The 13,846-nt window shown below is 66.6% G+C and carries 15 protein-coding genes; 7 read left to right on the top strand and 8 right to left on the bottom strand.

What is annotated here, in order from left to right:
* Window positions 1-38 precede the first annotated feature (38 nt).
* The 3 genes from ACVIYL_RS29925 to ACVIYL_RS29935 form a co-directional block, all read right to left on the bottom strand.
* Window positions 39-1,460: an MFS transporter gene (locus ACVIYL_RS29925; RefSeq protein ID WP_253608336.1), complete on the bottom strand. Its 1,422-nt coding sequence runs from the start codon at window positions 1,458-1,460 to the stop codon at window positions 39-41.
* 124 nt (window positions 1,461-1,584) lie between these two features.
* On the bottom strand, window positions 1,585-1,938 hold the full coding sequence (locus tag ACVIYL_RS29930; protein WP_229160680.1) for a PilZ domain-containing protein: 354 nt from the start codon (window positions 1,936-1,938) through the stop codon (window positions 1,585-1,587).
* A 161-nt stretch (window positions 1,939-2,099) separates the two neighbouring features.
* Window positions 2,100-3,056, bottom strand: coding sequence for an AraC-like ligand-binding domain-containing protein (locus ACVIYL_RS29935; RefSeq protein WP_253608337.1), 957 nt, complete (start codon window positions 3,054-3,056; stop codon window positions 2,100-2,102).
* Window positions 3,057-3,263: 207 nt separating this feature from the next.
* Between ACVIYL_RS29935 and ACVIYL_RS29940 the strand changes: the two genes are divergently transcribed.
* Both ACVIYL_RS29940 and ACVIYL_RS29945 read left to right on the top strand, forming a co-directional pair.
* Window positions 3,264-4,274 carry a carbon-nitrogen hydrolase family protein gene (locus ACVIYL_RS29940; RefSeq protein ID WP_253608338.1) on the top strand — a complete coding sequence of 337 codons (1,011 nt, stop codon included), beginning with the start codon at window positions 3,264-3,266 and terminating at the stop codon, window positions 4,272-4,274.
* A gap of 87 nt (window positions 4,275-4,361) precedes the next feature.
* Complete coding sequence (locus tag ACVIYL_RS29945; RefSeq protein ID WP_253608339.1) at window positions 4,362-5,414, top strand: phenylacetaldoxime dehydratase family protein; 1,053 nt, start codon at window positions 4,362-4,364, stop codon at window positions 5,412-5,414.
* A 32-nt stretch (window positions 5,415-5,446) separates the two neighbouring features.
* Here ACVIYL_RS29945 and ACVIYL_RS29950 read toward each other — a convergent pair whose 3' ends face one another.
* Window positions 5,447-6,382, bottom strand: coding sequence for a glycine/sarcosine/betaine reductase selenoprotein B family protein (locus ACVIYL_RS29950; protein ID WP_253608340.1), 936 nt, complete (start codon window positions 6,380-6,382; stop codon window positions 5,447-5,449).
* 92 nt (window positions 6,383-6,474) lie between these two features.
* Here ACVIYL_RS29950 and ACVIYL_RS29955 point away from each other — a divergent pair, with 92 nt between their 5' ends.
* From ACVIYL_RS29955 to tsaA, 5 genes are all read left to right on the top strand, one after another.
* Window positions 6,475-7,563 (top strand): lytic transglycosylase domain-containing protein, encoded by a 1,089-nt coding sequence (locus ACVIYL_RS29955; protein WP_253608341.1) that lies wholly within the window; start codon window positions 6,475-6,477, stop codon window positions 7,561-7,563.
* 193 nt (window positions 7,564-7,756) lie between these two features.
* Window positions 7,757-8,509, top strand: coding sequence for an AzlC family ABC transporter permease (locus ACVIYL_RS29960; RefSeq protein WP_253608342.1), 753 nt, complete (start codon window positions 7,757-7,759; stop codon window positions 8,507-8,509).
* On the top strand, window positions 8,506-8,850 hold the full coding sequence (locus ACVIYL_RS29965) for an AzlD domain-containing protein (RefSeq protein WP_092078229.1): 345 nt from the start codon (window positions 8,506-8,508) through the stop codon (window positions 8,848-8,850). Before ACVIYL_RS29960 ends, ACVIYL_RS29965 begins: the two co-directional genes overlap by 4 nt.
* A gap of 61 nt (window positions 8,851-8,911) precedes the next feature.
* Entirely contained in the window at window positions 8,912-9,892 is a 981-nt protein-coding gene (locus tag ACVIYL_RS29970; RefSeq protein WP_253608343.1) for a Bug family tripartite tricarboxylate transporter substrate binding protein, read from the top strand.
* Window positions 9,893-9,895: 3 nt separating this feature from the next.
* The gene (gene tsaA / locus ACVIYL_RS29975) at window positions 9,896-10,387 is read left to right on the top strand and encodes a tRNA (N6-threonylcarbamoyladenosine(37)-N6)-methyltransferase TrmO (RefSeq protein WP_253608344.1); all 492 of its coding nucleotides are present in this window, start codon (window positions 9,896-9,898) and stop codon (window positions 10,385-10,387) included.
* 100 nt (window positions 10,388-10,487) lie between these two features.
* Here the strand turns inward: tsaA and ACVIYL_RS29980 are convergent, their stop codons facing one another.
* From ACVIYL_RS29980 to ACVIYL_RS29995, 4 genes are all read right to left on the bottom strand, one after another.
* Window positions 10,488-10,913: an HIT family protein gene (locus ACVIYL_RS29980; protein ID WP_168857445.1), complete on the bottom strand. Its 426-nt coding sequence runs from the start codon at window positions 10,911-10,913 to the stop codon at window positions 10,488-10,490.
* 53 nt (window positions 10,914-10,966) lie between these two features.
* Window positions 10,967-12,217, bottom strand: a complete 1,251-nt coding sequence (locus ACVIYL_RS29985) for a GNAT family N-acetyltransferase (protein ID WP_253608345.1) — start codon at window positions 12,215-12,217, stop codon at window positions 10,967-10,969.
* Between the two features lie 165 nt (window positions 12,218-12,382).
* A complete protein-coding gene (locus tag ACVIYL_RS29990) occupies window positions 12,383-13,135 on the bottom strand; it encodes a glycerophosphodiester phosphodiesterase (protein ID WP_253608346.1) in 753 nt (250 codons plus the stop codon).
* Window positions 13,136-13,138: 3 nt separating this feature from the next.
* The gene (locus tag ACVIYL_RS29995; protein ID WP_016845428.1) at window positions 13,139-13,606 is read right to left on the bottom strand and encodes a RidA family protein; all 468 of its coding nucleotides are present in this window, start codon (window positions 13,604-13,606) and stop codon (window positions 13,139-13,141) included.
* Window positions 13,607-13,846 lie beyond the last annotated feature (240 nt).

Below are 13,846 nucleotides of genomic sequence, written 5' to 3' on the forward strand. Positions count from 1 at the left end.
TTTTTGTTTCTGGCGGTGGGAGGCGCGTCTCCGCGCCTTCACTCGCCCTTCAGCCGCTGACCCTCCTGGACCCGCACCCGGTCGGCGCCGCGGCTGCCGGCGGAGGACAGCCGGAGCGTGCTGAGCGCAGCTCCCACGACGGCAAAGCCGACGCCGACCATCAGCGAGATCCGGGTGCCGTCAGCCGGATAGCGCGCCAGCAGCAGCGCCACCAGAGCGGCGCCGATGGTCTGTCCGAGCAGGCGCGCGGTCCCTAACATGCCGCTGGCGCCGCCCGAGCGCTCGCGCGGAGCGGCGGCGATCATGGTGCGGTTATTCGGGGTCTGGAACAGGCCGAAGCCGGCGCCGGCGAGCGCCATGCGCCAGATCACGTCGATCGGCGTCGCGTTGGCCGGCATCAAGGCCAGCGTGCCCAATCCCGTCGCGAACAGCAGCAGGCCGATGCCGCCGAGCAGGCCGGCCGGATAGCGTTCCACCAGCCAGCCCGCGAGCGGGGCCGCGAACGCGACCGCGATCGGCCACGGCGTGATCAACAGGCCGATCTGAACCGCCGAATATCCGAAATGGTTTTCCAGATAGAACGGCATCGCGACAAAGGCCAGCATCTGGCCGCAGAACGAGGCGATCGAGGTGCCGATCGAGAGTGCGAAGATCGGAATCCGCAGCAGGTCGACGGGCAGCAGTGGCGAGGGCAGATGCTGCTGCCGCCGGTACAGCAAATGCGAGGCGACCGCGGCGACAGCGAACTCCAATGCGCAGAGATACAGCGACCCGCCATGGCCGGCGCTGTCGATCGCGCTGATGCCGAACCCGAACGCGATGGCGCTCAGCGCGGCGCTCTGCCAGTCGAAGGCGTGAACCGCCGGCCTGGTGTGCGGCAGGAAGCGCCAGCCCAGCGCCAGCGTGACGATACCGAGCGGGACATTGATGGCGAACAGATACGGCCAGGTCCCGACCGCCAGGATGAACGAGGCGATGGTCGGGCCGACCGCGGCCGAGATCGCGACCACCAGCGCGTTGACGCCGATGCCGCGGCCGAGCAGCGAATGCGGATAGATGAAGCGGACCAGCGCGGTGTTGACGCTGAGGATGCCTGCAGCGCCAAACCCCTGCAGGATGCGGGCGACCGTCAGCAGCGGCAGGGTGTGCGACAGCGCGCAGAACAGCGAGGCCAGCGTGAACAGCAACAGCCCCGCCAGATAGACGCGGCGGTAGCCGATGATTTCGCCGAGAGAGGCCAGCGGCAGCAGCGAGATCGTGATCGCCAATTGATAGCCGTTGACGATCCAGATCGAGAACGCGGGGCTAGCGTTCAGATCCCGGGCAATGGTCGGCAACGCAACGTTGGCGATCGAGCCGTCGACGACGGCCATCACGAGGCCGAGCGCGATCGTGAGAATGGCCCAATTGCGCTGCGGCTGCGGCAGCCCGTCGGGATGCTCAATGATCGCGGACGACATGTCGTGGAGTGGCTCTCGGTTCCGGCGTTGCGGGGGTTACCGCATGCTGGATTAGCCCGGCCTTTGCAACCCCGAATGCCGGATGCCGGCCGCGACTGGAACGAGGGCTCCGAGCCGAGGCGGCTCAGCCCTGGCCGAGCAATTCATTGATGCGCCGCTGAAGCTGCCGCTTCTTGATCTCGCTGCGGCGGACCCGCTCGTCGAGATCGCTGACCGGCGTGTCGGAGGTCATGATCCGGAAGGCGAGGCCGACCTTGTTAGCCTGGCGCCAGATCAGGCGGGCCAGGAACGAGCGGCCCTTGCGTGCGACGCTGAGATTCATCTCTTCGGGCAAGTGCGCGGCATCGCTAAATTCAACGCAGGCACCGCCTTCGCTGATATTGCGGACGACGCAATCCATCGTCGAGCCGCGTCCATTGATCTCCGCAACCGCACCATAGAACACCTTCTCGCGTACGTTCTGGCGCCGGTCCTGCATGGGAAATCCTCCAAATGAACGGCACGACTGTACCGGTCCGCCCCAGCGAAAAGAAGGGCGCCGGGGAACCCGTTGCAGTTAGTGTAAATATTTGCATCCGTGAGGGCGTGGATTCCCGGCTATTTTGCGCCGCAAGAGACCTATGGCTTCCCTCAAAAGCTTTAGTTCGGCAGCCGGCTTTGCCGCCAATCGCGCGGCGACAGGCCGTAATGGTCGCGGAACACGCGGCCGAAATGCGAAAGATCGTTAAAGCCCCAGGCGAATGCGATCTCGCCGATGTGGCGATGCGCGTGCGCCGGCGAGGCGAGGTCGCGCTTGCAGCGCTCCAGCCGCTGCGCCAGCACGAAGCGCTGGAACGAGGTGTCCTCGTCGGCCAGCAGGCTGTTGACGTAGCGCGGCGAGATGCCGAGCGCTGCGGCGGTCTCGGTGAGGTTGAGCTCGGCGTTCGGCAGATGCGCGAGCACATGCGCCTTCAGGCGGTAGAGCAGCGCGGAGCGGTGGGTCGAGGCGGGCAGCGCGGCGCCGCCGAGCCGCTCGCTCATCGCCATCGCGAGCAGGTCGGCGGCCTGGTCGGCGAGGCGGATCGCGTTGTCAGGATCGAGCTTGTCGGCGATCTCGGAGAGCCCCGCGATGAACTGCCAGGCGAGCCGCTGCACGGGACGATCCGATGTGAACGTGGTCGCAGTTAAGCCCTGGGTGCCGGCGAAGCGCCGGTGCAGCATGGCGCGCGGCACCTGGAAGATGGTTTGCGTGAAGTCGGCGTTGAAGCGCAATTCATAGGGCCGGGTGGTGTCGTAGAACGCGAACTCGCCCGGTTGGATCACGGTCTCGCGGCCGTCCTGCAGCACGGCGCCCGCGCCACTCCGGCCGAGGGCGAACAGAACAAAATCCTCGCTGGCGCGAGCGATCCGCGACGGGGTACGCAGCACCCGTTGCCGGCTCGACGAGACGACCGAGCATTTCACCGCGCCCAGCTGCGCGCTGGTGATGGCGCCGTGGAAGGCGGTGCCGAGGTCGGACTTGCAGTCGAGCTGCACGAACACGTCGCAGACGATGTCCTGCCAGAGCGCAAGGCGCCGATGGGTGGGCGCGTCTTCCGTGGTGAACAGGGCCGGCATGATTTCCTCCCTTCACGAGTGCAAACGCTGGCCACGCAAACAAAGCAAGCTTCATACCGGGGACGGCCGGGGAATCTCCTCCGCAGTCGAATTTTCCTTCCGTCCTGGTCGAACGGCGTGCCCGGTCCCGGGGCAGCATGATGTCAGAGGCCGCCATGGCCGATCAAGCACGAACCGGCCGGAAGCGTCGGCCGCGAGGAGGACATCATGGGCATCGAACATCCGAAATACCGCGTTGCGGTGGTGCAGGCCGCACCAGCCTGGCTCGACCTCGACGCCTCCATCGCCAAGTCCATCGCGCTGATCGAGGAGGCCGCCGCCAAAGGGGCGAAGCTGATCGCGTTCCCCGAGGCGTTCATCCCCGGCTATCCCTGGTACATCTGGCTGGACTCGCCGGCCTGGGCGATCGGGCGCGGTTTCGTGCAGCGCTATTTCGACAACTCGCTGAGCTACGACAGCCCGCAGGCCGAGAAGCTTCGGCTCGCGGTCAAGAAGGCCGGCATGACCGCGGTGCTCGGCCTGTCCGAGCGCGACGGCGGCAGCCTCTATCTCGCGCAATGGCTGATCGGGCCCGACGGCGAGACCATTGCGAAGCGGCGCAAGCTGCGGCCGACCCATGCCGAGCGCACCGTCTATGGCGAGGGCGACGGCAGCGACCTTGCCGTGCATGACCGTCCCGGCATCGGCCGGCTCGGCGCGCTGTGCTGCTGGGAGCATCTGCAGCCGCTGTCGAAATACGCGATGTACGCCCAGAACGAGCAGGTCCATGTCGCGGCCTGGCCGAGCTTCTCGCTGTACGATCCGTTCGCGCCGGCGCTCGGCTGGGAGGTCAACAACGCGGCCTCGCGGGTCTATGCGGTCGAGGGCTCATGCTTCGTGCTGGCGCCCTGCGCCACGGTCTCGCAGGCGATGGTCGACGAGATGTGCGACCGCGACGACAAGCACGCGCTGCTGCATGTCGGCGGCGGACACGCCGCGATCTACGGGCCGGACGGCAGCGCGATCGCCGAGAAGCTGCCGCCCGAGCAGGAGGGCCTGCTGCTCGCCGATATCGATCTCGGCGCGATCGGGATCGCCAAGAACGCCGCCGATCCGGCCGGGCACTATTCGCGCCCCGATGTCACGCGTCTGCTGCTGAACAAGAAGCCTTCGAAGCGCGTCGAGCATTTCGCGCTGCCGCTCGACAGCCTTGAGGAGATCGACGCGGCCGCGAGCTGAACAGACTACGGGCATGATCTTTTCGGAAAACCGCTTCGCACTTTTCCGGATCATGCCTTGGGCGACATCCAACCGGAGGCGACTGCCATGGAATCCGCCATTCCTTCTCATCTGCAGACAGCCCGGTCGCGTCATCGGCGTGTGCCCGACGATTACGCGCCGCCTTATCCGTCCTTCGTTGCGCGCCACAAGCCCGCGATCACGCGCGTGATCATGGCCTATTTCGGCGTGCAATATCGCGGTGAGCGGAGCGCGGCGGCGAACGAGGCGCTGGCATCGATCGCAAAACGCTTTGCCGGCGAGAACGGCCCGACGCATTGGGACCGCGCGCAATATGTCGACCAGGCCGGCTTCACCAACGTCGTCTCGGTCGCCTATTGGGACGATGCCGGGCGCTTCGACGCCTGGTTCGACGGCGCGCGCGAGGCCTGGACCGGCGGCGGCGCCACTGAGGGCGTCGGCCGCTTCATCGAGGTGCTGCGGCCGCATGTTGCGCGCTACGAGACGCTGTTCTCGTCGCTCGGCCGTCCGGAGGGCGTCGCGGTGCTTGCCGACGGCATGAGCGGCGAGGTGCAGGAGCACGCCTATTGGGGCGGTATGCGCGACCGTATCCCGCTGTCGCAGACCGACGCGATGACGCCGGGCGGCGAGCCGCGCGTGATCCGCGACGGCGCACGCATCCGTGTGGTCGCGCATGACAATCTCTGCCTGATCCGCTCCGGACAGGACTGGAGCGACACCGAGGCATCGGAGCGCAAGATGTATCTCGACGATGTCGAGCCGGTGTTGCGTGAGGGCATGGATTTCCTGCGCGACGACGGCGTGCCGATCGGCTGCTATGCCAACCGCTACATGCGCGTTGTCGATGCGGAGGGCAGGCCAACCGAAAAATCCTACGGCCAGAGCTGGTGGAAGAGCCTCGCGGCGCTGGAGCGGTGGGCGGAATCGCACCCGACCCATGTCAGGATTTTTGGCGCGGCGATGAAGTATCTCTCGACCTTGGGGCCGAACGCCAAGCTCAGGCTGTATCACGAGGTCACGGTGGCAGGCGCCGACGAGCAGTTCTTCGAGTATCTCGGCTGCCATGAACGGACCGGCATGCTCACCGCCGTACAGGTCGCCCGAGCGACGACACCTTGAGTTGGCAAAGTGCTCGTATCTAGCGCCGAACCTTACGCAACGCGCTCGCGCAGGCCCTTGGCGACTTCCTTCTGCGCGTCGAACTCGCGGCGCAGGTGGGCCAGCTCCTCGGCGCTGAGCGCATCGGCGTTGCTGTAGTCGCGCTTCCAGGAAGCATCCTCGCTCCAGCGCAGCGGTGACTGCACGGTGGTCTGCGGACCGGGCGCCTGCTCAAGCACGCGCAGCGCCAGCTCCAGCGTGAACGCCTGCGAGGCGACGTCCTGCGGCTTGCCTGCGGAATTGCCGAGCGGGAAATCGGAGAACAGGAAGCGCGGCACCGCGGCATGCTCGACGATATCCTTGGCGCAGCCCATCACGACCGTGGAAATCCCGTTGGCCTCGAGATGCCGCGCCACCAGGCTGACGGTCTGGTGGCAGACCGGGCAGTTCGGCACCAGCACCGCGGCGTCGACCTTGTCGTCACGGCAACGCTTGAGGATTTCGGGCGCGTCGGTCTCGATGGTGACGCGGTGGCTGCGGTTGGTCGGGGCGCCGAAGAAGCGCGGCGCGACGTCGCCGATCGTGCCGGCCGCGGCGAGGCGCTTCAGCTGTGCCAGCGGGAACCAGGTGCCGTTGTCGGTCGCCGTGGTGTGGGTGCGGTCATAGGCGATGTGCGAAATCCGCAGATCGTGCTGCTTTGACGTGTCGCCGTCATAGACCGCATAGAACTTGGCCCCGCCGTTGTATTTCGCGCCGGGACCCTGGTCGCCCCGTGCCGGATCGAACGGCGCCGCGGTCGTGATGATGGCGACCCGGGACTGGTTCAGCGGCTTCTTCAGGGGCTGGAACGGGGCGGAGGTGTAATGCGCCCAGCGGTAGGGGGTGGTGTAGCCGATCGCCGCGTAATAATCGCGGGTTCGCTTCATATAGCCGATCGGGGCGTCGTCATCGGGGGCAAAGCCGAGTTGATCGTCGGATGCTGCGGCCATTTTGCGCTCCCTTTTGCGCGCCATCATTTCAGTCCATAGCTAGACCACGAGCTTGCGGTGTCAAGCCGCGCCCGCACGGGAACAGAATTGCCATGCGAACCGGTCGTTGCGCCGCATTGGTCATGCTTGTGCTGCTGGTGCCGCCGGCCCGGGTCGGCGCGGAGGACGCTCCGGCCGCGGCCCCGGCGCCGCCGCCTGGCGCCGAGCAGCCGGCAGCGCCGCCCCCGGACAAGCCCGCTGAGCAGCCCGCGGCCGCGCCGGCGGAGCCGCCTGCGCCACCGCTGGGAGAGCAGGCCGCACCATCGGCCGAGAAACCTGCCGCGCCCCCGGCGGATACGCCCGCGGCGGCGACCGACAAACCCGCGGACGATGCGCGCGAGAGCGACACCCGCGAGGCGATGTGCCTGATGATCGAGTCGGCGGCGCGGGCCAACGATCTGCCGCTCGAATTCTTCGCGCGCGTGATCTGGCAGGAGAGCCGCTTCCAGGCCGATGCGGTTGGTCCGATGACCCGCAACGGCCAGCGCGCGCAGGGCATCGCGCAATTCATGCCGGGCACCGCGAACGAGCGCGGGCTGCTCGATCCATTCAATCCGGTGCAGGCGCTGCCGAAGTCGGCCGAATTCCTCAGTGAGCTGCGCAACCAGTTCGGCAATCTGGGCCTCGCGGCCGCGGCCTACAATGCCGGCCCGCGCCGGATCCAGGATTGGCTCGCCGGCTCCGGCTACATGCCGCAGGAGACGCGCAATTACGTCTCCGCGATCACCGGCTCCAGCGTCGACGACTGGGCCGCTGCCGGGCGCAACGGCAAGATGCCGCAGCGCGCGCCGACCACGAGCTGCCGCGAGCTGATGGCGCTGCTCAAGCGCGCGCCGAATCCGTTCGTCGCTGGGCTCGAGCAGCACATCACGCTGTCGGCCGCCAAGGTCTGGGGCGTGCAGCTTGCCGCCGGCTTCAGCCGCGACAAGGCGCTCGCGATGTATGCCCGCGCCATCAAGCGCCTTGCCAACGTGATCGGCGATCAGGATCCGAGTTTGCTGAGCTCACGGCTTCGCACCCGCGGCAGCGCGACCTTCTACCAGGTGCGCATCGGCGCCGACACGCGCCCCGAGGCCGACGGCCTGTGCAACCGCATCCGCAAGGCGGGCGGGGCGTGCTTCGTGCTGAAGAACAGGGCGTGATTGCGTGGATCGGTAGCCCGGATGAAGCGAAGCGCAATCCGGGACAGCTCTCGCCGGTTGCAAGAGCGGCCCCGGATTTCGCTGGCGCTTCATCCGGGCTACCAAGGCGCATACCCGCCCTGTGCCGTCTCTTGCTTGACCCTGCGTTGTCAGCGCCCTAAGCCGCCGCGATTGCAAAACCATCCGGTTCCCCGTGGCGCTTCCTCCGCTCGATTCTCCGCAATGGCACACCTCGTTCCGCGCCTTCCTATGGGGCGCGCGGTCGATCGGCGCGACCGTGCTGACCCTGGTGCTGTTTGCGACCTATCTCGGCATCGGCGCGCTGGCGCATGATTCCGGCTTCTCGCTGGGCTGGACGCTGGCGAGCACGGCGTTCGTCTGGGCTGGCCCTGCGCAGATCATCGTGATCACGACACTCGGCTCCGGCGCCACCGTGCTGCAATCGGCGATCGCGGTCACCGTCAGCGCGATCCGCCTGTTCCCGATGGTGGTCTCGGTGTTGCCGATGATGCGGACCGAACAGACCAAGCGGCGGCATCTGATCCTGGTGGCGCATCTCACCGCCGTCACGCTGTGGGTCGAATGCTTCCGCTTCCTGCCGCAGGTGCCGCGCAACCGGCGGATCGCCTTCATCCACGGGCTCGGCTGCGGGCTGGTCACCGTCTGCCTGATCGCCAACACGATCGGGTACATGCTCGCGGCCAATCTCACGCCGCTCCTGGCCGCCGGCATGCTGATGCTGACGCCGCTCGCCTTCCTGTTCTCCACGGCGCGCAACTGCCGCGAGCTCGCCGACGTCATCGCGCTGGCGCTCGGCCTATTGCTGTTTCCGCTGGCGGCGATGCTGAACAGCGGCGTTGATATCCTGGTCAGCGGGGTCGTCGCGGGCACCATTGCCTATGCCGTGCACCGGGCGAGGGCGGGCATCGTCGGGGCGCGCGCATGAGTACCTTCATCGGCGACTGGCACGCGCTCGCGATCCTGTTCGTCGCGGGCGTCATCCCCAACCAGATCTGGCGCATGCTCGGCCTGTGGTTCGGCGGCGGCATCGACGAGAACTCCGAGCTCTTGGTCTGGGTGAGGGCGGTCGCCACCGCGATCCTCGCCGGTATCATCGCGCAGATCGTGGTGCAGCCGCCGGGCGCGCTCGCCAGCGTGCCGGACTGGCTGCGCTACGGCGCCGTCGCCGCCGGCTTTGTCGTGTTCATGCTGGCGAGGAAATCGATCTTCGCCGGCGTGATCGCAGGCGAAGTCGTCATGATCGCGGGCAAATACTGGCTCGGCTGATTGCGGCGTCCGCATTATCCGCTACTCTCGCTCCCCAAGAACAAGACAACGGGGAAACGGCATGCAGCGGCGCGCATCATCGCTAATCATTGTTGCTCTGACGGCGTTGCTGGCGGCGACGCTGCCGGCGCGTGCCGCGGATTATCCAACGCGGCCGATCAAGCTCGTGGTGCCGTATGCCGCGGGCGGGCCGACCGACGTGCTCGGCCGCATCGTCGGCGAATATCTCGGGCGCGATCTCAAGCAGGTGGTCGTGGTCGAGAACAAGGCCGGTGCGCAGGGCGCGATCGGCGCCGAGGCCGTGGCGCGCTCCGATCCCGACGGCTACACGCTGTTCGTGACGGCCGCCTCGATCTTCGTGCTCAATCCGATGCTCTACAAGAAGCTGCCCTACGATCCGGCCAGGGATTTTCACCTGCTGTCCGTCATCACGGACGCGCCGATGATCATGGAGGTGCACCCGTCGGTGCCGGCGAGGACGATCGCGGAGTTCGTCGCTTACGCGAAGAAGAATCCCGGAAAACTCAATTTCGGATCGGCGGGCACCGGCGGCACGGTTCATCTCGCCGGCGAGATGTTCAAGCAGATGGCCGGCGTCGAGATGACCCACGTGCCGTACAAGGGCGCAGGACCCGCGCTGACCGATCTGCTGTCCGGCAACATCCAGCTGATGTTCGACACGCTCGGCACCGCGCTGCCGCCGGTCAAATCGGGCCTGCTGCGGCCGCTCGGCGTCAGCTCGACGGAGCGCATCCCCGATTTGCCCGATCTGCCGACGATCGCCGAGAGCGGCTATCCCGATTATGCGGTCAGCGTCTGGTATGGTATCGCAGCGCCGTCGAGGGTGCCTGACGACATCGCCGACAAGATCAAGGCGAGCCTCGACCGGGCCTTGAACGACGAAGCGTTCCGCGCTTCGCTGCTCAAGATCGGTTTCCCGCCGCTGCGCGCGAAGAGCCAGGCCGAGATCGACAAGTTTGTGAATACCGATCGCGCGCGATGGGCGGGCGTGGTCAAGGCGCTGAACATATCGCTGGATTGACACATGGTACGTGAAATGGAACTGCGCCAGGGCGAGGTGGCCGTCGACATGCCGACGGCGCGCGATGCCGGGCTCGTCTTCATCGGCCGCATCCGCACGCCCTGGACCTCGCGGCTGGCGACGCCGCGGCAGGGGCGGCATGACGGCCCGGTGTGCCGGCTCGAGATTTTCGAGCCCTGGGTCGCCGCGATCAAGGGCGTCGATTTCTATTCAAATCTCGAGGTGCTGTACTGGCTGCATCAGTCGCGCCGCGACATCGTGCTGCAAAGCCCGAAGAACAACGGCAACACCCGCGGCACTTTCTCGCTGCGCTCGCCGGTGCGCCCCAATCCGATCGGCACCTCGGTCGTCAAGCTGGTCGGCGTCGAGGGCAACGTCATTTTGGTGCGCGGCCTCGACTGCCTCGACGAGACGCCGCTGATCGACGTCAAGCCCGACCGTTGCGAGTTCACCCCGCTCGCCCCGCCGCAGGCCGGGGACTTCGATACGGAGTAGAATCTCTCAACCGTCATTCCGGGGCGATGCGAAGCATCGAACCCGGAATCTCGAGATTCCGGGTTCGCGCTCCGCACGCCCCGGAATGACAGCGGTGGGATTACTTCAACGCTGCGCTCAGCTTTGCCGCGCTCGCCTCCAGCACCTTGCCATCTTCCTTGTGGCTCGCAGGCGGCAGCAGTGCGACACCGTCCTTGCGTGGCATGACGTGCATGTGCAGATGGAATACGACCTGGCCACCGGCGGGCTCGTTGAATTGCTGCACCGTGATGCCGTCGGCTTCGAACGCCTTCATCGCGGCGGCGGCGATCTTGTGCGAGGCGCGCGCGACATGGGCGTAGTCGTCGGGCTTGATGTCGAGGATGTTACGGGCAGGGGCCTTCGGAATGACGAGCGTATGCCCCGGCGAGCGCGGCATGATGTCGAGGAAGGCGAACACGTGCTCGTCTTCATAGACCTTGTAGCAGGGCAGCTCGCCGCGCAGGATCTTTGCGAAGATGTTGTTGCTGTCGTAGGCGGCGGGCATGGTGGCGGCTCCTCGATGATGCTGCTTTTATTGCCTAGGTGGCGGCGGAGACGTCAAGCGTCGTCGTCGACCGTCTTGCGGAACGGGCCGGCCTCGGCGAGCTCACGGCCGACCTCGGCGACATAGTCGCGCTCGCGCTTGAGGTAATCGGCGATCGCCCGGCGCAGTCCGGGGTCGGCGATGAAATGCGCCGAATAGGTGGTCTGCGGCAGGTAGCCGCGCGCCAGCTTGTGCTCGCCCTGCGCGCCGGCCTCGACCACCTTGAGGCCGCGCTGAACCGCGAAATCGATCGCCTGGTAGTAGCAGACCTCGAAATGCAGGAACGGGTGGTGCTCGATCGCGCCCCAGTTGCGGCCGAACAGCGCGTCGGAGCCGATGAAGTTGATCGCACCGGCGATCCAGCGGCCGTTGCGCTTGGCCATCACCAGCAGCACGTCCCGGCTCATCGTCTCGCCGATCAGCGAGAAGAATTCTCGGGTCAGATACGGCCGGCCCCATTTGCGCGAGCCGGTCTCCATGTAGAACTCGAAGAACGCATCCCAGGCGTCCTCGGTGATGTCCGAGCCGGTCAGCCAGTGGATGGTGATCCCGGCGGCGACCGCCTCGCGGCGCTCGCGCTTGATGCCCTTGCGATGGCGGGAGTTCAGCGAACTGAGAAAGTCGTCGAAGGTCTTGTAGCCCTGATTGTGCCAGTGGAACTGCTGGTCGGTCCGCTGCAGGAAACCGTGGGCGCCGAGGAACCTGGCCTCGTCCTCGCGGGCGAACGTCACATGCACGGAGGACGCCTCGGTGGCGTTGCAGAGCGCCCGCAGGCCCCGCGCCAGCGCCGAGCCGATCACCTCGCGGTCGACGCCGTCGCGGATCAACAGCCGCGGCCCGGTCGCGGGCGTGAAGGGGACCGACACCTGAAGCTTCGGGTAATAGCTGCCGCCGGCGCGGTGGTAGGCCTCGGCCCAGCCGCGATCGAACACGTATTCGCCCTGCGAGTGCGATTTCAGATAGCAGGGCACGACGCCGACGATCCGGCCATCGAGCTTCGCGATCAGATGCCGCGGGCCCCAGCCGGTCCGCGGGCAGGCCGACTTGGAGGCTTCGGCGGCGGCAAAAAAGGCGTGGGAAACGAATGGGTTATAGCTCGAACTTGCGGTGGTCTGGCAATCCTTTGCGGAACCGGGCGAGGCCAGCGTGTCGAGGTGATGGATGCTGTCCGCATCCGCCTTGGGATTGGCGCAGGCGTCCCATTCGGCGGCCGGAATGCCGCCGATGTCGGCTACAGCCTCTAGGGTGATTTCAGAAGACGCCATCGAGAATGAAGACCGGTGCCTCGTTTGAGCGTGATCTTTCCGGAACAGCTGGCTCCACTTCCGGATCATGCCCCGCATTGCGCCATCGCCGATGACGACCAACCCTCGCCAACATCGTGCGTCGCAGCGACGAGTTCAAGACTGCAAGGGCATGTCTCGGACATGTCAGGTTCCCGGCACAAACCCCTCGAAAATCATCTGGTCGGCGTAGCGCGCCGCGCGCTCGCGCTGTTCCACCGTCCGCACGGTCCAGGCCAGCAGCGGACAGCCGAACAAGTTGCGGGCGATCCACGGCTCCGGCGCCGGCAGCTGGTTGACCCAATAGGCGACGAAATGCGGCTCGGTCGTAAAGCCGTGCCGCAGGTACAGCATGCTGTCGCGTTGCGCCGGCGTCAGCTTGTCCCAATGGCCGTCGTCATAGGTGCGCTGGGCGGTGATGCCGCGCGGCAGGTTCGGCATGATCTCGCGCAGCGCCAGCACCTGGTCGGGATCGAACGACATGCCGACCACCGGGCCGGAATACGACGCCAGCACCTCGGCCATCCGCCGCACCAGCTTGCGGTCGCCGTCGAAATGGCTCTTCACCTCGACCACCAGCGGCACGCGGCCGGCGACCAGCGCGCAGAGATCGCCGAGCGTCATCATCTGCTCGGCGGTGTCCTTGAACTTGACGGCCTTCAGCTCGGCCGCGGTCCTGGTTGCCAGCAGGCCCGCCTCCTCGGTGAGGCGGCCGAGCGCATCGTCGTGGTGCACCATGGCCTCGCCGTCGGCGGTGAGCTGGATATCGCACTCGATGGCGAAGTTGCCGGCGACCGCGGCGGTGGCCGCGGCCGGCATGTTCTCGATGATACCGCGCGCGGCATCATGCAGGCCGCGATGGGCGACCGGCCGTTTCGTCAGCCAATCAGGAGCGCGCATCGATCAGGCGACTTCGAACACGCCTTCGACTTCGACCGCGGCGTCCGCGGGCAGCGAGGCGACGCCGACGGTGGTGCGGGCATGGCGGCCCTTGTCGCCGAATGCTTCGACCATCAGGTCGGAAGCGCCGTTCAGTACCTTCGGCCCGTCGAAGAAGTCGGGCGCCGAATTGATGAAGCCGCCGAGCCGCACCACGCGCACGACCTTATCGAGGTCGCCGAGCGCGGCCTTGATCTGGGCCAGCAGGTTGATTGCGCAGCCGCGCGCGGCAGCGGCGCCCTGTTCGAGCGTGACGCCGGCGCCGAGCTTGCCCTTGGCGATCAGCTTGCCCTCGGCGTTGAAGCAGACCTGGCCCGACACGAACAGCAGGTTTCCGCTGCGGACGAAGGGGACATAGTTTGCGACCGGGGAGGTCGGCTCCGGAAGTGTGATGCCCTGTGACGCCAGTTTTTGTTCGACGGTACCCGCCATCTTTTGGTCCCCCAATTGGATTGCACGAAGCCTGAAACGCGGTCAGGGCCAAGTTTGTTTCGATTGTTTCGCGCATCGTGCCGCCGGTTGCAAGCGACGGTAAGGTGAGGACAACGCGGCCATGAGGTGCCGAATCGCACGGAAAGCTGCCGAAAATGACGGCATTTTCGCTGCGTACATTGCCATTTTGTCAGACTTGCCCCAGTTGCGGCGCAATACCACCGTCACTATTGTGGCGAA

This window comes from Bradyrhizobium sp. USDA 3315, assembly GCF_054056795.1.